Here is a 21,311-nt window from a genome sequence, read left to right as displayed (position 1 = left end):
TCACCCAGCAAATTTCCAAGAGCCACGCGCAATTTCAACCCAACGCGTGCGGCGGTTTCGCAATCCGGTTGCCGCCCTTGATCGGTGGAGGGCCTTAAAAATCGGCTCGGTTTAGTTAGCCGATCAAGCAGAAAATCGGCCGCAGCCGACCGCTCACGAGGTGGGCGCGGTGCGCGGTTTCCAGTCCGGGTAGGCCATCTCGAAAGACTCGATCTTGTCGAGTTTCCGCAGCGTAAGGGCTATATCGTCAAGTCCTTCGAGCAATCGCCAAGCGGTGTGGTCGTCAATCTTGAACGGCAGCACCGTCGTTCCCGCGGTGATATTTCGATCTTGAAGATTGACAGTGATTTCCAACCCCGGGCTCTGCTCTATGAGCTTCCAGAGCAGCTCCACACCGTCCTGGGAAACTTCGGCCGCCAGCAGCCCGGCCTTGCCGGCGTTGCCGCGGAAAATGTCACCGAATCGAGACGAGATGACCACCCGGAATCCGTAGTCCATCAGCGCCCACACCGCGTGCTCGCGCGAGGACCCCGTCCCGAAATCGGGTCCGGCCACTAGCACTGACCCCCGGTCAAAGGGGCTGAGGTTTAGCACGAAAGACGGATCCGACCGCCAGCTGGCGAACAGGCCGTCCTCGAAACCGGTTCGGGTGACGCGCTTCAAATACACCGCCGGAATGATCTGATCGGTGTCGACATTGGAGCGCCGCAGCGGCACACCGATACCGGTGTGGGTGTGAAAAGCTTCCATGCTCATTCCCTTCGCAGTCGAATATGTCAGCTCAAATCGGCGGGAGCAGACAATGTGCCGCGAACCGCTGTCGCGGCGGCAACGGCCGGAGACACCAAGTGGGTGCGACCGCCTTTACCCTGGCGCCCTTCGAAGTTGCGGTTGGACGTCGCCGCGCACCGCTCCCCCGGCGCAAGCTGATCGGGATTCATCCCCAGGCACATCGAGCAGCCGGCTTGGCGCCATTGCGCGCCGGCAGCGGTGAAAACCTCGCCCAACCCTTCCGCTTCGGCCTGTGCACGCACCCGCATCGACCCCGGCACGACGAGCATCCGCACGCCTGGCGCGATTTTGCGACCGCGCAGCACATCGGCGACGACCCGCAAGTCTTCGATACGACCGTTTGTACAAGAGCCTACGAAGACCGTGTCGACGGCGATGTCGCGCATCGGCGTGCCGGGTCGAAGGTCCATATATGCCAACGCTTTCTCAGCCGCCTGGCGCTGTCCGTCGTCGTTCATCAGTTCGGGATCCGGCACCGCGTCGGCCAGCGGCACGCCCTGGCCGGGGTTCGTCCCCCACGTCACGAACGGGCTCAGCGAGGCGGCGTCGAGGTAGACCTCGGTGTCGAATTGCGCACCGGGGTCGGTGTGCAGCTGCTGCCAATAGCGCATCGCCGCATCCCATTGCGCCCCTTGCGGGGCGTGCGGGCGGTCGCGCAGAAAATCGAAGGTGGTTTTGTCCGGAGCCACCATTCCCGCCCGCGCACCGGCTTCGATGCTCATATTGCAGACGGTCATCCGGCCCTCCATCGACAGCGATTCGATGGCGCTGCCGCGATATTCGATGACATGCCCCTGGCCGCCGCCGGTACCGATCTTGGCGATCAGGGCCAAAATGATGTCCTTGGCCGTCACGCCGGCGGGCAGCTGCCCCTCGACATTGACCGCCATCGTCTTGAACGGCCGTAGCGGCAACGTCTGGGTCGCCAGCACATGCTCGACCTCCGAGGTGCCAATTCCCATGGCCAGTGCGCCGAATGCGCCGTGGGTCGAGGTGTGACTGTCCCCACAAACAATCGTCATTCCCGGCTGGGTGAGGCCGAGCTGCGGCCCGACCACGTGCACGATGCCCTGCTCGACGTTGCCCATCGGGTATAACCGCACACCGAATTCGGCACAATTTCGCCGCAATGTCTCGACCTGGGTCCGCGACACCGGATCGGCAATCGGTTTATCGATATCGATGGTCGGGACGTTGTGATCCTCAGTCGCCAGCGTCAAATCGGGACGGCGGACCGGCCGGCCGGCCAGGCGTAGACCGTCGAAGGCCTGCGGGCTGGTGACTTCGTGCACCAGGTGCAGATCGATGTAGATCACGTCGGGCTCGCTGGCACCACCGGACACCACCACGTGGTCATCCCAAACTTTTTCGGCCAAAGTGCGCGGTTTGGTGGTGGCCGCCGCCGGTCCTTGGTCGGTTCCCATATCGAACTCGCCTCAATTCGCCTCAGGTAGCGGCTCGCCGATCATCGGGCTGTTATCTCAGAATGCGAGACGCTAGTATCTTTCTATGAGACAGCATAGCGGTATCGGAGTCCTGGACAAAGCCGTGGGTCTCCTGCGCACGGTCTCCCAATCACCCTGTGGATTAGCGGAACTGTGTGAGCGCACCTCGTTGCCCCGCGCGACGGCATACCGCCTGGCGGCCGCCCTCGAAGTACATCGCCTGCTCGCGCGCGACGACGAAGGACGCTGGCTACTCGGCCCGGCCGTCACCGAACTCGCCGCCCACGTCAATGATCCGCTGCTGGCCGCCAGTACCGCGGTGCTGCCGCTGTTGCGCGAGACCACCGGCGAAAGCGTGCAGCTGTACCGCCGCGAGGGCACCGACCGGGTGTGCGTGGCCGCGCTGGAACCCGCTGCCGGCCTTCGCGATACGGTTCCGGTCGGGGCCCGACTGCCGATGACGGCCGGGTCGGGTGCCAAAGTGCTACTGGCCCATAGCGACGCGGCCACCCAGAAAGCGGTGCTCGCGACGGCGAAATTCACCGAACGAACGCTGGCCGAAGTGCGGCGGCGGGGCTGGGCCCAGAGTGTGGCCGAGCGCGAGCCGGGGGTGGCGAGTGTGTCGGCGCCAGTGCGCGATAGCCGCGGTGCCGTCGTCGCGGCCATCTCGGTGTCGGGACCCATCGACCGGATCGGCCGCCGCCCGGGGGCGCGGTGGGCGGCCGATCTGCTGTCCGCCGCCGATGCGCTCACCCGTCGCCTCTGAGCCACCAGCGCACACCGGATGGCACCCGGCCTGACAGACTGACCGCCATGGGAACCAATCAGCGCGCGAGCATCGTCATGTCCGAAGACGAGATCGCCGATTTCGTCGTCAACAGCCGCACCGGCACGCTGGCCACCATCGGCGCCGACGGCCAGCCTCACCTGACCGCCATGTGGTACGCCGTCGTCGACGGCGAGATCTGGCTGGAGACCAAGGCCAAGTCGCAGAAGGCCGTCAACCTCAAGCGCGATCCGCGGGTGAGCTTCCTGATCGAGGACGGCCACACCTACGACACCCTGCGCGGCGTGTCCTTCGAGGGCGTCGCCGAGATCGTCGACGATCCCGACGTCGCACACCGCGTGGGGGTCAGCGTCTGGGAGCGCTACACCGGCCCCTACACCGACGAGATGAAGCCGTTTGTCGAGCAGATGATGAACAAGCGGGTGTGCGTTCGCATCGTGGCCCGGCGGGCTCGCTCATGGGATCACCGCAAACTCGGCCTGCCGGCCATGCCGGTGGGTGGATCGACAGCACCGGCGGTTTTGGGGACCGACCAGTAACTGCGATATTTGTAGCCCCGATGGGATTCGAACCCACGCTACCGCCGTGAGAGGGCGGCGTCCTAGGCCGCTAGACGACGGGGCCATAAACGATCCAGAGACGATCCGGAGTGCCAGCATAGCTCACCCCGCTAAGCCCACCTAATCGCTTGGAGCGGAGGGGGTTTTGCTGGGGTACCAGGACTCGAACCTAGAATGGCTGAACCAGAATCAGCTGTGTTGCCAATTACACCATACCCCATTGGCTGCCTAAAACCGCTGGTCAGCGTCGATTACGGACTTCCCAAGCTCTTTGGAGTCCGCAGCCGCCAGCTGTTGTCGGCTTTCGGTAAACCGCAGTGCAGACTACCAAAGGTTGGCCGAGCACTGCGCACGCGTGGTCGCGGTCGCTCAGGGCGCGGGGTCCCGGCCGGCCGTCTCCCGCGCCGCCCGCAGCCGCGCCACGCTGCGGTCGCGGCCGAGCAGCTCCAGCGATTCGAACAACGGCGGGCTGATCGTCGTTCCCGTGGCACCCACCCTGATCGGACCGAACGCCTTGCGCGGTTTGAGCCCCAGTTCGTCGATGAGGGCCGCCTTGAGCGCGGCCTCAAGCTGGGGCGCCGTCCAGTCCGCCACGCCATCCAGGGCGGCCAGCGCCGCGTCCAGGACCGCGGCACCGTCGGGTCCCAGCTCTTTGGCGGCCGCCTTGGGGTCGATCGCGTACTCGTCGTCGTTCAGGAACTTCAGCAGGGCCCATGCGTCGCCGAACACCACGATCCGGGTCTGCACCAATGCGGCGGCGGTGGCAAAGCCCGCATCGTCCAGTTCGAGGCGATGACCGTGGCGGACGAAATAATCGCGCAGCCTGGCGGTGAAGTCGTCGACGGTCAAAAGCCGGATGTGCTCGGCGTTGAGCGCGTCGGCCTTCTTCTGATCGAAGCGGGCGGGATTGGAGTTGACGTTGACCACATCGAACGCCGCGACCATCTCCTCGAGGCTGAACACGTCGTGGTCGTCGGCGATGGCCCAGCCCAGCAGCGCGAGATAGTTGAGCAGGCCTTCGGGGATGAAACCCCGGTCGCGGTGGGCGAACAGGTTGGACTGCGGGTCGCGCTTGGAAAGTTTTTTTGTTCCCTCGCCCAATACCGTTGGCAGATGGGCAAACTGCGGGGTGCGCTCGGCCACGCCGATCCGAATCAGTGCCTGATACAGCGCCAGCTGGCGCGGGGTCGACGGCAGCAGGTCCTCGCCGCGCAGCACGTGGGTGATCTTCATCAGCGCGTCGTCGCACGGGTTGACCAAGGTGTACAACGGATCTCCGTTGGCGCGGGTCAGCGCGAAATCGGGGACGGACCCGGCCGCGAAGCTGGTGGTCCCGCGCACCAGGTCGTCCCACGCGAGATCTTCATCGGGCATCCGCAGCCGCACCACCGGTTTGCGGCCCTCCGCCAGGAACGCGGCGCGCTGGGAATCGGTCAGGTGGCGGTCGAAATTGTCGTAGCCCAGCTTGGGATTACGGCCCGCGGCGACATGGCGCGCCTCCACCTCCTCCGGCGTCGAAAACGCGTAGTAGGCCTCACCCGCTTCGAGCAGCTTGGCCACCACGTCGTGATAGATCTCACTGCGCAGCGATTGGCGGTAGGGACCGTAGGGTCCGCCCACCTCGGGCCCCTCGTCCCAGTCCAGGCCGAGCCAGCGCAGCGCGTCGAGCAGCGCCAGATAGCTTTCCTCGCTGTCGCGCTGCGCGTCGGTGTCCTCGATGCGAAAGACGAAGGTGCCCCCGGTGTGTCGGGCGTAGGCCCAGTTGAACAGCGCCGTGCGGACCATTCCGACGTGCGGGGTGCCGGTGGGCGAGGGACAGAAGCGAACCCGGACCAGGTCCGCTTGTGCGGGTGCAGTCACGATTTTCCTTTGCGGACCACGGGATTGGTGAGGGTGCCGATGCCCTCGATGGTGATCGAGACGGTGTCGCCGTCCTCGATAGGGCCGACACCGGCCGGCGTCCCGGTGAGGATGATGTCGCCGGGCAGCAGGGTCATCACGGCTGAGATCCACTCGACGATGGATCCGATGTCGTGGATCAGCAGCGAGGTACGGCTGTGCTGCTTGACCTCGCCGTTGACCTCGGTGCGCAATTCCAAATCGCCCGGGTCCAGCGGTTTGAGGTCGGTGACGATCCACGGCCCAACCGGGCAGAAGGTGTCGTGCCCCTTGGCCCGCGTCCACTGGCCATCGGACTTTTGTTGATCGCGCGCGGACACGTCGTTGCCAATGGTGTAGCCGAGGATGTTCTCCGCGGCCTGGGCCGCCGAGACGTCCTTGCAGGGCCGACCCATCACCACCGCCAGTTCGCCCTCGAAGTGCACCGGTGAAGCGCTGGCGGGCAACCGAATCGGCGCGTTGGCCCCGATGAGGGCGGTGTTGGGTTTGAGGAATATCACCGGATCCGCCGGCGCGGGGCCGGTCATCGCCGTCATCTCGGCGATGTGATCGGCGTAGTTCTTTCCGATGCACACCACCTTGCTGGCAAGTATCGGAGCGAGCAGCCGCACGTCGGCCAGCGGCCACGATCGGCCGGTGAAGTTGGGCTGGCCGAACGGATGTTCGGCGATCTCCCGCGCGATCATCTCGGCTGGGTCGTTGAGTTCACCCTCGATGCTGACGAAGGCGACACCGTCCGGGCTGGCGATTCGACCAAGGCGCATTCGGTTGAGCCTAGTGACGGTCGCGAGCGCGGCGCAGCCGGGCGTGGCGGGCCGTCACCATCGTGCCCCGTGACGGTCGCGAGCGCGGCGCAGCCGGGCGTGGCGGGCCGTCACCATCGAGCCCCGTGACGGTCGCGAGCGCGGCGCAGCCGGGCGTGGCGGGCCGTCACCATCGAGCCCCGTGACGGTCGCGAGCGCGGCGCAGCCGGGCGTGGCGGGCCGTCACCATCGAGCCCCGTGACGGTCGCGAGCGCGGCGCAGCCGGGCGTGGCGGGCCGTCACCATCGAGCCCCGTGACGGTCGCGAGCGCGGCGCGGCCGGGCGTGGCGGGCCGTCACCATCGAGCCCGTCACCGGGCAACGGCAGGAGTCCTACCCCTAAATTTCGCGCCGGTGTGCAAGCATGGGGAATGCAGACCGAGCCCGCCGCGACGCCCGAAATCGGCGTGGTCGCGCGCTGGTCGATCATGATCGTTTCGCTGCTGGCGACGGCGAGTTCGTTCCTCTTCATCAACGGCATCGCGTTCCTCATCCCGTCGTTGCAAAGCGCGCGCGGGATCCGGCTCGACGAAGCCGGCCTGCTGGCCTCGATGCCCAGCTGGGGCATGGTGGTCACGCTGGTGCTCTGGGGCTACGTGCTGGATCGGGTCGGCGAGCGGGCCGTGATGGCCACCGGGTCGGCGCTTACCGCAATAGCGGCCTATGCCGCCGCGTCGGCGCATTCGATGGTGCTGATCGCCGTCTATCTGTTTCTCGGTGGCATGGCCGCGGCCAGTTGCAACACGGCCGGCGGGCGGCTGGTGTCCGCGTGGTTCCCGCCACATCAGCGCGGGCTGGCAATGGGCATCCGCCAGACCGCCCAGCCGCTGGGAATCGCCGTGGGCGCGCTGGTAATTCCCGAGCTTGCGCAACACGGGCCGCAGGCCGGCCTTCGGTTTACCGCGCTGGCGTGCGTGCTCGGGGCGATCGTGAGCATGGTCGGAATCGTCGACCCGCCGCGCAAACCCCGTGCCAGCGCCAGCGATCAGGAACTGGCCAATCCCTACCGAGGGTCGTTGACGCTGTGGCGAATTCACGCGGTGGCGGGCCTGATGATGATGCCGCAAACGGTCACCGTGACGTTCATGCTGGTGTGGCTGATCAGGAATTTGCACTGGTCGGTCGCGGCCGCCGGCGGGTTGGTCACTCTTTCGCAGCTGCTCGGCGCGCTCGGCCGGGTGGCCGTGGGCCGGTGGTCGGATCGGCTGGGTTCGCGCATGCGGCCCGTGCGCTACATCGCGTCCGCCGCCGTGCTGACTCTGCTGCTGCTGGCGTGGGCCGATTACATGGACACCCGGTGGCAGTCGGTGCTGATGGTCGCCATCTCGGTGATCGCGGTCCTCGACAACGGGCTGGAAGCCACCGCCATCACCGAATTCGCCGGGCCGTATTGGAGCGGTCGGGCCCTGGGCATCCAGAACACCACCCAGCGGATGATGGCGGCCGCCGGTCCCCCGTTGTTCGGCGCGTTGATCTCGGCCGCGAAATATCCGCCGGCATGGATGCTGTGCGCGTTGTTCCCGCTGGCGGCAATGCCGTTGGTGCCGACGCGATTGCTGCCGCCCGGCTTGGAGACTAGAGCCCGGACGCAATCCTTTCGCCGACTTCGGCGGTGGATATCCTTCCGCTCGGGCGACTGGCCAGATGGGACGCCACGGCCCGGTCCACTTGCGCGGCGGCAGCGTCTTCGCCGACATGGGCGAGCAGCAGCGCCACCGACATGATGGCAGCGGTCGGATCGGCGATGCCCTGGCCGGCGATGTCCGGCGCGCTGCCGTGGACGGGCTCGAACATCGACGGGTTGGTTCGGGTGCCATCGATATTTCCGCTGGCGGCCAAGCCAATTCCGCCGCACACCGCCGCCGACAGGTCGGTGATGATGTCGCCGAACAGGTTGTCGGTGACGATCACGTCGAAGCGACCGGGGTCGGTGACCATGAAGATGGTCGCGGCGTCGATGTGTTGGTAGGCCACCTCGACGTCGGGATAGTCCCGGCCGACCTCGGCCACGACGCGCGACCAGAGCTTGCCGGCGAAGGTCAGCACGTTGGTTTTGTGCACCAGTGTCAAGTGCTTTCGGCGGCGCTGCGCGCGTTCGAACGCGTCGACAACCACCCGGCGCACACCGAATGCCGTGTTCTGGCTTACCTCGGTGGCGACTTCGTTGGGCGTTCCGACGCGGATGGCGCCGCCGGTGCCGGTGTAGGGACCTTCGGTTCCCTCGCGCACCACCACGAAGTCGATGTCGGGGTTGCCGGCCAGCGGGCTGTTCACGCCCGGGTACAGCCGGCCCGGACGCAGGTTAATGTGATGGTCCAGCTCGAAGCGCAGGCGCAGCAACAACCCTCGCTCCAGCACGCCGCTGGGTACCGAGGGGTCGCCGATGGCTCCGAGCAGGATGGCGTCGTGCGCGCGCAGCTCATCGACGACGGAGTCCGGCAATAGCTCGCCGGTGGCGTGGTATCGCCGCGCACCCAGGTCGTAGTTGGTCTTGTCCACTCCGGGCAGCACCGCGTCGAGGACCTTGACGGCCTCGGCGGTTACCTCTGGGCCGATGCCGTCACCTTCGATGATGGCGAGCTTCATCGGCGCCACTCCTCCTCATCGCTGCGCTCTGCATCGTCGCCGGCGCGCTTCACGAAAGATCAACCACCTCAAGCTTGTTCGCGCCCACGGCCGCGCCGATTTCGGCCCGCAGCTCGCCCGGCACGTCGCGGTCCAGGCGCAGCAGGATCGTCGCACTCGGGCCCTCGGCGTCCTCGGAAAGTTGCGCGGCCTGGATGTTCACCCCGGCCGAACCGAGCAGCGTGCCGATCTTGCCCAGCGCGCCGGGCTTGTCGACATAGTTGATCACCAGGTTGATACCGCGGGCACGCAGATCGAAGTTGCGGCCGTTGATCTGCACGATCTTCTCCACCAGCTGCGGCCCGGACAGGGTGCCCGCGACGTTGACGGCGGTGCCGTCGGGCGCAACAGCGCGCACGTCGACCACGCTGCGGTGGTTCGGGCTCTCCGAAGCAGTGCCGATTTCGGCGGTGATGCCGCGCTCTTCGGCCAGCGCCGGTGCGTTGACGAACGTCACCGGTCCCTCGACGACGGCCGAGAACAACCCGCGCAGGGCCGAAAGTTTAAGAACCTCAACATCTTCGGAGGCAAGCTCGCCGCGCACCTGGACCGACAGCGAAACCGGCGGGCCGTCGGACAGCGTGGCGGCCAGCACCCCGAGCTTGCGCACCAGGTCCAGCCAGGGCGCCACCTCCTCACTGACCACCCCGCCGCCAACGTTGACCGCGTCGGGGACGAATTCCCCGGCCAGAGCAAGCTTCACGCTCGCCGCGACGTCGGTGCCGGCCCGGTCTTGCGCCTCTTCGGTCGACGCCCCCAGATGCGGCGTGACCACCACCTGCGGCAGTTCGAACAGCGGGCTGTCGGTGCAGGGTTCCTTGGAGAAGACGTCGAGACCGGCCGCGCGCACGTGGCCGCTGCGCACCGCGTCGGCCAGCGCCGCTTCGTCGACCAGACCACCGCGGGCCGCGTTGACGATGATCACCCCCGGCTTGGTCTTGGCCAACGCGTCCTTGTCGATCAGGCCCGCGGTCTCGGGCGTCTTCGGCAGGTGCACCGAGATGAAATCGGCGCGGCCCAGCAGCTCGTCCAGCGTCAGCAGTTCGATGCCCAGCTGCGCGGCGCGCGCCGGCGACACGTAGGGGTCGTAGGCGATCAGATGGGTCCCGAACGCGATGAGCCGCTGGGCGACCAACTGCCCGATCCGGCCCAGCCCCACCACGCCGACCGTCTTGCCGAAGATCTCGGTGCCCGAGAACGACGACCGCTTCCAGGTGTGCTCGCGCAGCGAGGCATCGGCCGCGGGGATCTGACGGGCCGCGGACAGCAACAGCGCCAGCGCGTGCTCGGCGGCGCTGTGGATGTTCGACGTCGGCGCATTGACCACCAGCACACCGCGCTCGGTGGCGGCGTCGACATCGACGTTGTCCAGGCCCACCCCGGCCCGGGCGACGATCTTCAACTTGGGCGCTGTGGCCAGCACCTCGGCGTCGACCGTGGTGGCCGACCGCACCAGCAGCGCATCGGCCTCCGGCACGGCCGCCAGCAGCTTCTCCCGGTCGGGGCCGTCTACCCAACGCACCTCGACCCGGTCACCGAGGGCGGCGACGGTTGATTCGGCGAGCTTGTCGGCAATGAGTACAACAGGCAGATTCACCCGGCCAGCCTATCGGCTGTAATTGACGCGTGGACGTCACCATCGTCGGCAGCGGACCCAACGGGTTGACGGCTGCCGTAATCTGCGCCCGGGCCGGCCTGAAAGTGCAGGTCGTCGAAGCTCAACCGACGTTTGGCGGCGGTTCACGCACCGCGGCCGACCCAGATTTCGCCGGAGTCCTGCACGACATCTGCTCGGCGGTGCACCCGCTGGCGCTGGCGTCGCCGTTCTTCGCCGAATTCGACCTGCCCGGGCGCGGCGTGCGGCTGGCGGTGCCGGAGATCTCCTACGCCAACCCGCTGCCCGGGCGTCCGGCGGCCATCGCCTACCGCGACCTGGACCGCACCTGTGCCGAACTCGAGCACGGCGCGTCCTTCAGGCGCCTGCTGGGTCCGCTGGTCGAGCGTTCGGGCGACGTGGTGGCCCTGCTGCTGGGCGACAAACGGTCGATGCCGAACTCGCTGCCCTCGGCGCTGCGGCTCGGCCTGCGGATGCTGGCCCAGGGGACCCCGGCGTGGGGATCGTTGGCCGGCGAGGACGCCCGCGCGCTGTTCACCGGCGTTGCCGCCCATATCATTTCGCGGATGCCGTCGCTGACCGCGGCCGGTGCCGGGATGATGCTGGCCACCCTCGCGCATTCGGTCGGCTGGCCGATTCCGGTGGGCGGCAGCCAGGCGATCACCGACGCCCTGATCGCCGACCTGCGCGCACACGGCGGCGAGCTCACGGTGAGCACCGAAGTCACTTCTCCACCGGTGCCGCCCGGCTCTGTGGTCGCTTTCGACACCGCGCCGACCGCGCTGCTGCGGATTTACGGCGACGCCCTGCCTGCCCGCTACGCCAAAGCCTTGCGGCGCTACACGTTTGGGCCCGGCGTCGCGAAGGTGGACTTCGTGCTGAGCGACGAGATCCCGTGGTCGGACTCGCGGCTGCGGCAGGCCCCGACGCTGCACCTCGGCGGCAGCCGAGCCCAGATGGCGCGCGCCGAGGCCGACATCGCCGCCGGCCGCCACGCGCAGTGGCCCATGGTGCTGGCGGCGTCGCCGCACGTCGCCGACCCCGGCCGCATCGACGTTGCCGGCCGACGGCCGTTGTGGACCTATGCCCACGTGCCGTCGGGGTCCACCGTCGACGCGACCGAAGCGGTGACCGCGGCGGTCGAGCGCTTCGCACCCGGCTTCCGCGATGTGGTGGTGGCCGCGCGCGCGGTGCCGGCCGCACGGTTGTGCGAGCACAACGCGAACTACGTGGGCGGTGACATCGGGATGGGCGGCAATTCCGCCTGGCGGGCGATCGCCGGGCCTACACCGCGGTTAAACCCTTGGCGCACACCGATTCCCAAGGTGTATCTGTGTTCTGCGGCCACCCCGCCCGGCGGCGGTGTGCACGGCATGGCCGGCTACTACGCGGCGCGCACATTGTTGCGGCGGGAATTTGGAATCGACACGATGCCAAATTTGCGGCCTACGATGACGCGGTGACGAAACTCGCGATCATCTACTACTCGGCGGGTCATCTTCGGCTCACCTCTTAGCGCGAGCAGACGCAAAAAGTACCCGACACGCGGACAAATTGGGGACTTTTGCGTCTGCTCGGCGGAAGACTAGGCCGTCTCAGTGATCGGCCGGTCCACCCAGCTCATCAGGTCGCGCAGCTTCTTACCCGTGACCTCGATGGGGTGCTCGGCGTTCTCCTTGCGCAACTGCTCGAGTTGCTTGTTACCGCCCTCGACGTTGGCGACCAGCTTCTTGGTGAACTCGCCGCTTTGAATGTCGCGCAGGATCTCTCGCATCCGCTCCTTGGTGCCGGCGTCGATGACGCGCGGACCGGACAGGTAGCCGCCGAATTCCGCGGTGTCGGAGACCGAGTAGTTCATCCGGGCGATACCGCCCTCGTACATCAGGTCGACGATCAGCTTGAGCTCGTGCAGCACCTCGAAGTACGCCATTTCCGGCGGATAACCCGCCTCGACCATCACGTCGAACCCGGTCTTCACCAATTCCTCGGTGCCACCGCACAACACGGCCTGCTCACCGAACAGGTCGGTCTCGGTCTCGTCCTTGAAGGTGGTCTTGATGACGCCGGCCCGGGTGCCGCCGATGGCCTTGGCGTAGGACAGCGCCAGCGCCTCGCCCTTGCCGGTCGGGTCCTGGTCGACCGCGATCAGGCAGGGCACTCCCTTGCCGTCGACGAACTGGCGGCGCACCAGATGCCCCGGGCCCTTCGGTGCCACCATGGCGATGGTGACGTTGGCCGGCGGCTTGATCAGATCGAAGTGGATGTTGAGGCCGTGTCCGAAGAACAAGGCGTCCCCATCCTTGAGGTTGGGTTCGATGTCGTTCTTGAAGATGTCGGCCTGTGCGGTATCGGGCGCCAGCAGCATGATGACGTCCGCCCACTTGGCGACCTCGGCGGGGGTGTCGACGTCCAGGCCCTGCTCTTCGACCTTGGCCCGCGACTTCGACCCCTCCTTGAGGCCCACCTTCACCTGCACGCCGGAGTCGCGCAGGCTCAATGAGTGTGCATGTCCTTGGCTGCCGTATCCGATGACACCGACCTTGCGACCCTGGATGATGCTCAGGTCCGCATCGTCGTCGTAGAACATCGGCAATGTCTGCCCAGACGGGTTAGCCACTTCTCTATCTCCTTCTTGTTTGCGCTGAAACTTATCTGGCCGTGCCGATTCCGCGTGGACCGCGAGCCAGCGACACCACACCCGATTGGACGATTTCACGGATGCCGAACGGCTCCAGGATCCGCAGCAGCGCCTCGATCTTGCCGCGGTCACCCGTCGCCTCGATCGTCAGCGCCTCAGTGGAAACGTCAATCACCTTAGCGCGGAACAGGTTCACCGCTTCGATGACCTGACTGCGGGTGCCCGCGTCGGCGCGGACCTTGATCATCGCCAGTTCCCGCGACACGGAGTTGTCGTCGTCGAGCTCGACGATCTTGATGACATTGATCAGCTTGTTGAGCTGCTTGGTGATCTGCTCGAGCGGGGTCTCCTCGGCGGAGACCACGATCGTCATCCGCGACATGTCCTTCTGCTCGGTGGCACCTACCGCCAGCGATTCGATGTTGAATCCGCGCCGTGAGAACAGCGCGGCCACGCGGGCGAGCACACCGGGTTTGTCCTCGACCAGCACCGACAGGGTATGCGTTTGCGCACTCATCAGGCGTGCCCTTCGCTCTCGTCGTCGAACAGCGGGCGGATGCCGCGTGCCGCCTGGATCTCGTCGTTGCTGGTGCCGGCGGCCACCATCGGCCACACCTGCGCGTCGGCGCCGACGATGAAATCGATCACCACCGGCCGGTCGTTGATCGCACGCGCCGCATTGATCACGTCGTCAACGTCTTCCTCACGCTCGCAACGCAATCCGACGCAACCCAGCGCCTCGGCCAATTTGACGAAATCCGGGATGCGATGCGAATGCGTAGCCAGATCGGTCTGCGAGTAGCGCTCCCCGTAGAACAGCGTCTGCCACTGGCGCACCATGCCCAGGTTGCCGTTGTTGATCAGCGCCACCTTGATCGGCACGCCTTCGATCGCACAGGTGGCCAGCTCCTGGTTGGTCATCTGGAAACAGCCGTCGCCGTCGATGGCCCACACCTCGGCCTCCGGGCGCGCCATCTTGGCCCCCATGGCCGCCGGGATGGCGAAGCCCATGGTGCCCAGTCCGCCCGAGTTCAGCCAGGTGCGCGGCTTCTCATAGGAGATGAACTGGGCCGCCCACATCTGGTGCTGCCCCACACCCGCGACGTACAGGGCGTCCGGACCGGCGATCTGGCCGAGCTTTTCGATGACGTATTCCGGGCCGAGGCTGCCATCGCTCTGCGGCCCGTAGCTCAGCGGATAGGTGGACTGAACTTCGTTCAGGTAGGCCCACCACTCGGCGATCTCGAGCTTGGCGGGGATCCCGTCCTGGCGCAGCAACTCGAGCAGCTCGATGATGACGGCCTTGACGTCGCCGACGATCGGCACGTCGGCATGGCGGTTCTTGCCGATCTCGGCGGGGTCGATGTCGGCGTGAATGACCTTGGCATCCGGGGCGAAGGTGTCCAGCTTCCCGGTCACCCGGTCATCGAAGCGCGTTCCTAGCGCGATCAGCAGGTCGCTGCGCTGCAGGGCCGCCACCGCGGCGACGGTGCCGTGCATGCCGGGCATGCCCATGTGCTGGGGGTGGCTGTCCGGGAACGCGCCGCGCGCCATCAGCGTAGTCACGACGGGGATGCCGGTCAGGTCGGCCAGCTCGCGCAGCTGCTCGGTCGCTTCACCGCGAATGACACCGCCGCCCACGTAGAGCACCGGCTTGCGGGCGGCCGCGATCAGCTTGGCGGCCTCACGGATCTGCCGGCTGTGCGGTTTGGTGTTCGGCTTGTACCCCGGCAAGTCCAGGCGCGGCGGCCAGCTGAACGTGCACTGCCCCTGCAGGACGTCCTTGGGGATGTCGACCAGCACCGCGCCGGGGCGCCCCGAGGAGGCGATGTGGAAAGCCTCGGCCAGCACCTGCGGGATCTCGTTACCCGACCGGACCAGGAAGTTGTGCTTGGTGATCGGCATGGTGATGCCCGAGATGTCGGCTTCCTGGAAGGCGTCGGTGCCGATCAGCGAGCGTCCGACCTGGCCGGTGACGGCCACGACGGGTATCGAGTCCATCTGGGCGTCGGCCAGCGGGGTCACCAGGTTGGTGGCGCCGGGGCCCGACGTTGCCATGCAGACACCGACCTTGCCGGTGGCGTGCGCGTAGCCGCTGGCGGCGTGGCCGGCGCCCTGCTCGTGGCGGACTAGGACGTGACGCAGCTTTTGCGAGTCGAACAGCGGGTCATAGACCGGCAGCACCGCACCGCCGGGAATGCCGAAGATGACCTCTACGCCGAGTTCCTCCAGCGAACGGATCACCGATTGGGCGCCGGTAAGTTGTTCGGGCCCAATGCGTTTCGGCTTACCGGCCATGGACTTCGCGGCGGGCTTGGCCGCGTCCGTAGCGATGTCGGCAGCGTCCGATATCGCGGAGGCGTGCTGCCTGATGGGAGCGCTCACTGTCGTTCAGTCCTTATTCATTTCGGGGAATCTCTGGGGCAACAAAAAACCCCCGACAGCTATCTGCTGCACGAGGGTTGCGCGTTGGGGCTGGAATGCTTCAAATGCTCAAACGCAAGTCAGCCGCCAACGCGCCGACCAAGTACTACGAGCATTCCGGGCTTTCCGGCGGTATCCATAGCGTTCGACGGTAGCCTTCGCACAGCTCAGCAGTCAAATCCGTGACCCGTCACCAGGCGGGTTGCCCGCCGCCGCGCCGGGTGGACGGACGCGGCACCAGCCCCGGCTGCGGGGTGAAATGATGGCGGGGTGGCTAGTGGTTCGTCTCCCCAAACCCCGTCCCAAGCGCCCGTCGTGATCAGGGTGTCGCCCATGGCGCATCTGGCCGTCGGGTTCTTGACCCTGGGGTTGCTGATACCGGTGATGCTCTGGCCGCCGTCCCTGCCGCTGCTGATCCTGCCGATACTGCTGTCGGCGTTGATCGTCCGGTTACGCACCGCCGCCGACGACAGGGGCGTGACCGTTCGGACGCTGCTGGGCAGCCGGCAGGTGCGCTGGGACGACATCGACGGGTTGCGTTTCCACCGCGGTTCATGGGGTCGCGCGCGCCTCAAGAGCGGCGAGGAGCTGCGGTTGCCGGCGGTCACGTTCTCCACGCTGCCGCAGCTGACCGAGGCCAGCGCCGGGCGGGTCCCCAACCCCTACCAATGAATCAGCTGGTCAGCCGATCGGGTTCACGCCGTTGAGCGCCACCCACACGCCGACGCCGGCGGCGATGCCGGCCAGCAACGCTACAAAGGAGCCGATGAAGGGCCGATGGGCCCAACCGCGGCGCGCGTCCAGGCCGTAGCGGCCGGGTCCGCACAAGACCACCGCGGCGGCGAGGACGATCAGAGTGAGCTGGTATTCGTGGCCCTCGGGCAGGAAGAACGAGAAGTTGCGGGTGTGCGGCCGCACCGAGACGCTGGCCAGCAGGCCGTTGATCAAGAATGCCAACGCGCCCGCCGCGGCTACTGGCGTGAACAGGCCCAGTATCAGCAGCACACCCGCCACGGCCTCCCCGCCGGCGCTCACGTAGGCGAGGATGTCGGCGTGCTGGTAGCCGACATCGGACAGTGAGTTCTTGAAGCCCGTCACGCCCGAGCCGCCCCACCAGCCAAACAGCTTCTGCAGCCCGTGAGCGCCGAGCACCACGCCCAGCCCGACGCGCAGCAGCAGCAAACCGAGATGCTGCGTTCCGCGCCGGCCGAGATCGTGCAGTCGGTCGTGGTGTTCGTCGTCGTCAAGGTCGGCGCTCTCGGAAGCCGCATGCCGGGCCGCCGAATGCGGCTCGACGTAGGGCAGGGGCTCCTGCTGTTCCAGCAGGTTGTAACCCCCGGCTCCGGAGCCGGCGACCGCCGCGGCGCCGCCGTACGGAATGACGGTGGTGGTTCCGGTGGACGGGTTGAAGTCGCCGGGGTAGCCGACCGGCGTCAGATCATCTTCGGGATCGACCAGCCGCGCCGATGCGGGGCGTCCCGGGGTTGGCTCCGGGGATTCGCCGGGGCGTTGCCAATGTGCGTCATTCGGTTGACTGGTCACGGGTGTCAGGGTAAGGGCATTCCGCCCTGAATTGGGGATTTGAGCGGCGCTTTCGCCTGGCAATCGGTGGTTTGCCCGCCAAACCGGCCCGGATCGGCTCGAAATTGCCTTCCGGGCTCGTTTCGCGGCCCGCAGCGGGAGATCGCCCGGTGGGCCGGGGGTGGCGCGCGGGCGGCCCCAATCGGGGCTTCGGCGGCGGCACGAGGGACGTGTGTGGCGGCGCCGCGGGCACTGTCCGTAGCCTGACGGTCATGCGACTAGGGCGAGCGGGGCGGTCGGTTCGGCGCGGGTTCGCCGCGCTGTGCGCCCTCGTGCTGGTGATGAGCGGGTGCGCGCGCTTCAACGACGCTCAGTCACAGCCGTTCACCACCGCCCCCGAGCTCAAGCCGCAACCCAGCTCGACGCCACCCCCGCCGCCGCCGCTGCCGCCCACGCCGTTCCCCAAGGCGTGCCCCGCCCCTGGCGTGATGCAGGGCTGCCTGGAGAGCACCAGTGGCCTGATCATGGGCCCGGACAGCAAGACGGCGCTGGTCGCCGAGCGCACCACGGGCGCGGTCAAGGAGATCTCGGTCAACGCCGAGCCCAAAGTGAAGACGGTGATCCCGGTGGACCCGTCCGGCGACGGCGGCCTGATGGACATCGTGATGTCACCCACTTATCAGCAAGACCGGCTGATGTACGCCTACATCAGCACGCCCACCGATAATCGGGTGATCCGGGTGGCCGACGGTGACATCCCCAAGGACATCCTGACCGGGATCCCCAAGGGCGCCAGCGGAAACACCGGGGCGTTGATCTTCACCAGCCCCACCACGCTCGTGGTGATGACCGGCGACGCGGGCAACCCGGCGCTGGCGGCCGACCCCAAGTCGCTCGCCGGCAAGGTGCTGCGGATCGAGCAACCCACCACCGTGGGTCAGGCGCCGCCCACGACGGCGCTGTCCGGCGTGGGTGCCGGCGGCGGCCTGTGCACCGACCCGGTCGACGGTTCGCTGTATGTCGCCGACCGCACCCCCACGGCGGATCGGTTGCAGCGCATCACCAAAACGTCCGACGTCTCCACGGTGTGGACCTGGCCGGACAAGCCCGGGGTGGCCGGCTGCGCGGCGATGGACGGGACGGTGCTGGTCAACCTGATCAACACGAAGCTGACGGTCGCGGTGCGGTTGGCGCCGACCACCGGAGCGGTCACCGGTGAACCCGACGTCGTCCGCAAGGACACCCACGCCCACGCCTGGGCGCTGCGCATGTCGCCGGATGGAAACGTCTGGGGCGCAACCGTCAACAAGACGGCCGGGGATGCCGAGAAATTGGACGACGTGGTGTTCCCGCTCTTCCCGCAGGGCGGCGGATTCCCGCGCAACAGCGACGACAAGAGCTAACGGCTGGCGTGATCGGGCCGCAGTGATATCCACGACGCCGTATCGGCGTGCCGCGTCGTGGAAAGCACAGTCGGCAGCTGCGGGCGGCTAGCCCTGGCCGCAGGCGGCCAACACCAATTCACGCACCCGCGCGGCGTCGGCCTGGCCGCGGGTGGCCTTCATCACCGCGCCGACTATCGCGCCGGCCGCTGCCACCTTGCCCCCGCGAATCTTTTCTGCCACATCGGGATTGGCGGCCAGCGCCTCGTCGACGGCGGCCTGGGTCACCGAGTCGTCGCGCACCAGCGCCAGACCGCGAGCGGTCATCACCTCTTCGGGCTCGCCCTCCCCGGCCAGCACGCCCTCGACGACCTGACGGGCCAACTTTGTGGACAGCTTGCCCTCGTCGACCAGCGCCACGACGGCGGCGACCTGGGCGGGCGTGATGGCCAGCTCGTCCAGCGCCACGTTGGCCTCGTTGGCCTTCTGCATCAGGAAATTTCCCCACCAGGCGCGGGCCTGCTCGCTGGAGGCGCCGTGCGCGATGGTCGCGGTGACCAATTCGATCGCCCCGGCGTTGACCAGGTCGCGCATCACCTCGTCGGAGATGCCCCACTCGTCCTGAATGCGCTTGCGGCTCAACCACGGCAGCTCGGGGATGGTCGCGCGCAGCTGCTCGACCAGTTCGCGGCTGGGCGCGACGGGCTCCAGGTCCGGCTCGGGGAAATACCGGTAGTCCTCGGCTGTTTCCTTGGTGCGGCCCGGGCTCGTGTAGCCGCCGGCCTCGTGAAAGTGCCTGGTTTCCTGGATGATTCGACCGCCGGAGGCCAGAACGGCGGCCTGGCGCTGCATTTCGTAGCGCACGGCCACCTCGACGCTTTTCAGCGAGTTGACGTTCTTGGTCTCGGTGCGAGTGCCGAACTCGGTCGCACCGCTGGGTTTTAGCGACACATTGGCGTCACAACGCATGGAGCCCTGGTCCATGCGGACGTCGGATACGCCTAAGGCGCGCAACAGGTCTCGCAACGCCGTCACGTAGGCGCGGGCGATCTGCGGTGCGCGGGCTCCGGCGCCCTCGATGGGCTTGGTGACGATTTCGATCAGCGGCACACCGGCGCGGTTGTAGTCGATCAGCGACGTGGTCGCGCCGTGGATGCGGCCCGTCTCACTGCCGATGTGGGTGAGCTTGCCGGTGTCTTCCTCCATGTGCGCGCGCTCGATCTCGACCCGCCAGGTGGTGCCGTCCTCCAGCGGCGCGTTCAGGTAGCCGTTGATGGCGATCGGCTCGTCGTATTGCGAAATCTGATAGTTCTTCGGCTGGTCCGGGTAAAAGTAGTTCTTCCGGGCGAAGCGGCACCACGGCGCGATCTCGCAGTTCAGCGCCAGCCCGATGCGAATGGCCGACTCTACCGCGGTCTGATTGAGCACGGGCAGCGAGCCGGGCAGGCCGAGGCACACCGGGCACACCTGGGTGTTGGGTTCGGCGCCGAATGCGGTGGTGCACCCACAGAACATCTTGGTGACGGTGGACAGTTCCACATGCACCTCAAGGCCGAGTACCGGATCGAAACGCGCGATGGCGTCGTCGAAATCCATCAGGTCGGCGCTGGCGGCAACACTCATGCGCTCAATCCTAGTGGTGATCGCGAGCGCGGCGGAGCCGGGCGAAGCGGGTCACCACCGATCGGCCTAGTGGTGATCGCGAGCGCGGCGGAGCCGGGCGAAGCGGGTCACCACCGATCGGCCCAGTGGTGATCGCGAGCGCAGCGGAGCCGGGCGAAGCGGGTCACCACCGATCGGCCCAGTGGTGATCGCGAGCGCGCTCCCCTCCCCTGCCGGGGAACATTTCGGCCAGCAGGGCCGCCATCTGCAGGTAACTGCGCCGGCTCTCCTTGCTCAGCCGGTCCAGCGCGATCTTTCGTCCATCGTGCACGTGGCGATCGAACGGTAGCTCCACCGTGGCACCGACGCGGGCGGACAGTCGGTCGAGTTCGGTGACGGCCACGCCGTCGGCCTTGGCGGGCTCGACGTGGTTGACGGCCAGTACCGTCCACTGCATCAAGGATTGATACCCGTTGTGGCACAACCACTCCAGCGTCGCTCGGGTTTTGCGTACCGCGTCGATGGCGAGACTGGTGACCACCACCAGCGCACGCGATTCCGGCAGAACAGCGTCCATCACAGCGGAATTGAGCGTTTTCACACAGTCGACCAACACCAGCGAATACTGGTTTCGCAGCATCGAGAAGGCCCGCAGCATGTCGTGGCGCTCCAGGCGCCAGTCGCTGTCCGGCAGCCCGAGCACTTCCAGGCCGAAGCCGTTCATGTAGGTCAGCGCGCGGATGTCCTCGTACTGCGGCGCCGGTTTGCCGTGCAGCAGGTCGGCGATGCTGTGCGAATTGCGCTGGCCGTGGCGTTCCGCCAGGTCTCCGGCGTCGATGTCGAGGGCAAGCACCCGGTCGCCGCGCACCGCCGCGAACGTCGACCCCAGCGCCTCCACCACCGTGGTCTTACCGACCCCACCCTTGAGGTTGAGCACGGCGATCGGGAACGCGCCGCCGACGGTTGCGCGGATGCGCTGCCGCAGCTCGTTCTCATACGCCGTGTCCTTGCCCGGGCCAAGCTCGATGCCGGTCACGCGGTGCAGAAGCTGTCGCCAGTTGAACCTGTTGGCGCCGGTGTCGGGTATGTCGAAGCGGTCCAGCGCCGTCGCCCCCAGCATCGGTTCGGGGCGCGCCGACGACGGCCGGGGCGGTGGCTGCACGGGTGACGGTTGGGGCGGCCCGCTCGGGGGGCGATGGGGTCCGCGGGCCTGTGGCAC

General features: G+C 67.3%; 17 protein-coding genes, 2 tRNA genes and 1 pseudogene. 6 read left to right on the top strand and 14 right to left on the bottom strand.

Annotated features, from left to right (window positions below; genetic code table 11):
- Positions 1 to 153: 153 nt before the first annotated feature.
- A complete protein-coding gene (leuD, locus tag BST14_RS16520) occupies positions 154 to 750 on the bottom strand; it encodes a 3-isopropylmalate dehydratase small subunit (RefSeq protein ID WP_083065434.1) in 597 nt (198 codons plus the stop codon).
- Positions 751 to 776: 26 nt separating this feature from the next.
- The gene (gene leuC / locus BST14_RS16515) at positions 777 to 2,216 is read right to left on the bottom strand and encodes a 3-isopropylmalate dehydratase large subunit (protein ID WP_083065418.1); all 1,440 of its coding nucleotides are present in this window, start codon (positions 2,214 to 2,216) and stop codon (positions 777 to 779) included.
- 85 nt (positions 2,217 to 2,301) lie between these two features.
- Between leuC and BST14_RS16510 the strand changes: the two genes are divergently transcribed.
- Together BST14_RS16510 and BST14_RS16505 are read left to right on the top strand one after the other, a co-directional pair.
- Positions 2,302 to 3,003 (top strand): IclR family transcriptional regulator, encoded by a 702-nt coding sequence (locus tag BST14_RS16510; RefSeq protein WP_083065417.1) that lies wholly within the window; start codon positions 2,302 to 2,304, stop codon positions 3,001 to 3,003.
- Positions 3,004 to 3,050: 47 nt separating this feature from the next.
- On the top strand, positions 3,051 to 3,563 hold the full coding sequence (locus BST14_RS16505; RefSeq protein ID WP_083065416.1) for a pyridoxamine 5'-phosphate oxidase family protein: 513 nt from the start codon (positions 3,051 to 3,053) through the stop codon (positions 3,561 to 3,563).
- 12 nt (positions 3,564 to 3,575) lie between these two features.
- On the opposite strand, the gene BST14_RS16500 is transcribed toward BST14_RS16505, so the two are convergent.
- The 4 genes from BST14_RS16500 to BST14_RS16485 form a co-directional block, all read right to left on the bottom strand.
- Positions 3,576 to 3,648 (bottom strand) — tRNA-Glu (locus tag BST14_RS16500).
- 84 nt (positions 3,649 to 3,732) lie between these two features.
- Positions 3,733 to 3,804: transfer RNA gene (locus tag BST14_RS16495), tRNA-Gln, on the bottom strand.
- A 149-nt stretch (positions 3,805 to 3,953) separates the two neighbouring features.
- Positions 3,954 to 5,444, bottom strand: a complete 1,491-nt coding sequence (gene gltX / locus BST14_RS16490) for a glutamate--tRNA ligase (RefSeq protein ID WP_211280736.1) — start codon at positions 5,442 to 5,444, stop codon at positions 3,954 to 3,956.
- A complete protein-coding gene (locus BST14_RS16485; protein ID WP_083065415.1) occupies positions 5,441 to 6,247 on the bottom strand; it encodes a fumarylacetoacetate hydrolase family protein in 807 nt (268 codons plus the stop codon). The genes gltX and BST14_RS16485 overlap by 4 nt, the downstream gene beginning before the upstream one ends.
- 409 nt (positions 6,248 to 6,656) lie before the next feature.
- Between BST14_RS16485 and BST14_RS16470 the strand changes: the two are divergent.
- Positions 6,657 to 7,727: pseudogene (locus BST14_RS16470) on the top strand (MFS transporter); the annotation flags it as partial.
- 133 nt (positions 7,728 to 7,860) lie between these two features.
- Here BST14_RS16470 and BST14_RS31015 read toward each other — a convergent pair.
- Both BST14_RS31015 and serA read right to left on the bottom strand, forming a co-directional pair.
- The gene (locus BST14_RS31015; RefSeq protein ID WP_083065414.1) at positions 7,861 to 8,871 is read right to left on the bottom strand and encodes a 3-isopropylmalate dehydrogenase; all 1,011 of its coding nucleotides are present in this window, start codon (positions 8,869 to 8,871) and stop codon (positions 7,861 to 7,863) included.
- Between the two features lie 49 nt (positions 8,872 to 8,920).
- A complete protein-coding gene (gene serA / locus BST14_RS16460; protein WP_083065413.1) occupies positions 8,921 to 10,507 on the bottom strand; it encodes a phosphoglycerate dehydrogenase in 1,587 nt (528 codons plus the stop codon).
- A gap of 29 nt (positions 10,508 to 10,536) precedes the next feature.
- Here serA and BST14_RS16455 point away from each other — a divergent pair, with 29 nt between their 5' ends.
- Complete coding sequence (locus tag BST14_RS16455) at positions 10,537 to 11,988, top strand: phytoene desaturase family protein (protein WP_083065412.1); 1,452 nt, start codon at positions 10,537 to 10,539, stop codon at positions 11,986 to 11,988.
- A 122-nt stretch (positions 11,989 to 12,110) separates the two neighbouring features.
- Here the strand turns inward: BST14_RS16455 and ilvC are convergent, their stop codons facing one another.
- The 3 genes from ilvC to BST14_RS16440 form a co-directional block, all read right to left on the bottom strand.
- Positions 12,111 to 13,112, bottom strand: a complete 1,002-nt coding sequence (ilvC, locus tag BST14_RS16450) for a ketol-acid reductoisomerase (RefSeq protein WP_083065411.1) — start codon at positions 13,110 to 13,112, stop codon at positions 12,111 to 12,113.
- Positions 13,113 to 13,173: 61 nt separating this feature from the next.
- Positions 13,174 to 13,680, bottom strand: coding sequence for an acetolactate synthase small subunit (gene ilvN, locus BST14_RS16445; RefSeq protein ID WP_083065410.1), 507 nt, complete (start codon positions 13,678 to 13,680; stop codon positions 13,174 to 13,176).
- Positions 13,680 to 15,548: an acetolactate synthase large subunit gene (locus tag BST14_RS16440; RefSeq protein WP_083065409.1), complete on the bottom strand. Its 1,869-nt coding sequence runs from the start codon at positions 15,546 to 15,548 to the stop codon at positions 13,680 to 13,682. Before BST14_RS16440 ends, ilvN begins: the two co-directional genes overlap by 1 nt.
- A 372-nt stretch (positions 15,549 to 15,920) precedes the next feature.
- Between BST14_RS16440 and BST14_RS16435 the strand changes: the two genes are divergently transcribed.
- The gene (locus tag BST14_RS16435) at positions 15,921 to 16,259 is read left to right on the top strand and encodes a PH domain-containing protein (RefSeq protein WP_083065432.1); all 339 of its coding nucleotides are present in this window, start codon (positions 15,921 to 15,923) and stop codon (positions 16,257 to 16,259) included.
- Between the two features lie 9 nt (positions 16,260 to 16,268).
- On the opposite strand, the gene BST14_RS16430 is transcribed toward BST14_RS16435, so the two are convergent.
- Positions 16,269 to 17,129: a DoxX family protein gene (locus BST14_RS16430; protein WP_083065408.1), complete on the bottom strand. Its 861-nt coding sequence runs from the start codon at positions 17,127 to 17,129 to the stop codon at positions 16,269 to 16,271.
- A gap of 251 nt (positions 17,130 to 17,380) precedes the next feature.
- Here BST14_RS16430 and BST14_RS16425 point away from each other — a divergent pair, with 251 nt between their 5' ends.
- Positions 17,381 to 18,511, top strand: a complete 1,131-nt coding sequence (locus tag BST14_RS16425; protein WP_083065431.1) for a PQQ-dependent sugar dehydrogenase — start codon at positions 17,381 to 17,383, stop codon at positions 18,509 to 18,511.
- A gap of 87 nt (positions 18,512 to 18,598) precedes the next feature.
- Here BST14_RS16425 and gatB read toward each other — a convergent pair whose 3' ends face one another.
- Together gatB and BST14_RS16415 are read right to left on the bottom strand one after the other, a co-directional pair.
- Positions 18,599 to 20,113, bottom strand: a complete 1,515-nt coding sequence (gatB, locus tag BST14_RS16420; protein ID WP_083065407.1) for an Asp-tRNA(Asn)/Glu-tRNA(Gln) amidotransferase subunit GatB — start codon at positions 20,111 to 20,113, stop codon at positions 18,599 to 18,601.
- A 163-nt stretch (positions 20,114 to 20,276) separates the two neighbouring features.
- The coding region (locus tag BST14_RS16415; protein ID WP_438502173.1) for a MinD/ParA family ATP-binding protein at positions 20,277 to 21,311 on the bottom strand (1,035 nt) is incomplete at its 5' end.

Origin of the sequence: Mycobacterium arosiense ATCC BAA-1401 = DSM 45069 (genome assembly GCF_002086125.1) — a bacterium.
In the GTDB taxonomy this organism is placed as follows: domain Bacteria; phylum Actinomycetota; class Actinomycetes; order Mycobacteriales; family Mycobacteriaceae; genus Mycobacterium; species Mycobacterium arosiense.
Note: the sequence above shows the minus strand (reverse complement) of the source record. Positions and strands in the feature narration are given on the sequence as shown.

What these genes read in the sequence shown, in the direction of transcription:
- leuD (WP_083065434.1), bottom strand. Translation starts at nt 750, where the DNA reads ATGGAAGCTTTTCACACCCACACCGGTATCGGTGTGCCGCTGCGGCGC.
- leuC (WP_083065418.1), bottom strand. Translation starts at nt 2,216, where the DNA reads ATGGGAACCGACCAAGGACCGGCGGCGGCCACCACCAAACCGCGCACT.
- BST14_RS16510 (WP_083065417.1), top strand. Translation starts at nt 2,302, where the DNA reads ATGAGACAGCATAGCGGTATCGGAGTCCTGGACAAAGCCGTGGGTCTC.
- BST14_RS16505 (WP_083065416.1), top strand. Translation starts at nt 3,051, where the DNA reads ATGGGAACCAATCAGCGCGCGAGCATCGTCATGTCCGAAGACGAGATC.
- BST14_RS16485 (WP_083065415.1), bottom strand. Translation starts at nt 6,247, where the DNA reads ATGCGCCTTGGTCGAATCGCCAGCCCGGACGGTGTCGCCTTCGTCAGC.
- BST14_RS31015 (WP_083065414.1), bottom strand. Translation starts at nt 8,871, where the DNA reads ATGAAGCTCGCCATCATCGAAGGTGACGGCATCGGCCCAGAGGTAACC.
- ilvC (WP_083065411.1), bottom strand. Translation starts at nt 13,112, where the DNA reads ATGTTCTACGACGACGATGCGGACCTGAGCATCATCCAGGGTCGCAAG.
- ilvN (WP_083065410.1), bottom strand. Translation starts at nt 13,680, where the DNA reads ATGAGTGCGCAAACGCATACCCTGTCGGTGCTGGTCGAGGACAAACCC.
- BST14_RS16435 (WP_083065432.1), top strand. Translation starts at nt 15,921, where the DNA reads ATGGCGCATCTGGCCGTCGGGTTCTTGACCCTGGGGTTGCTGATACCG.
- BST14_RS16425 (WP_083065431.1), top strand. Translation starts at nt 17,381, where the DNA reads ATGCGACTAGGGCGAGCGGGGCGGTCGGTTCGGCGCGGGTTCGCCGCG.
- gatB (WP_083065407.1), bottom strand. Translation starts at nt 20,113, where the DNA reads ATGAGTGTTGCCGCCAGCGCCGACCTGATGGATTTCGACGACGCCATC.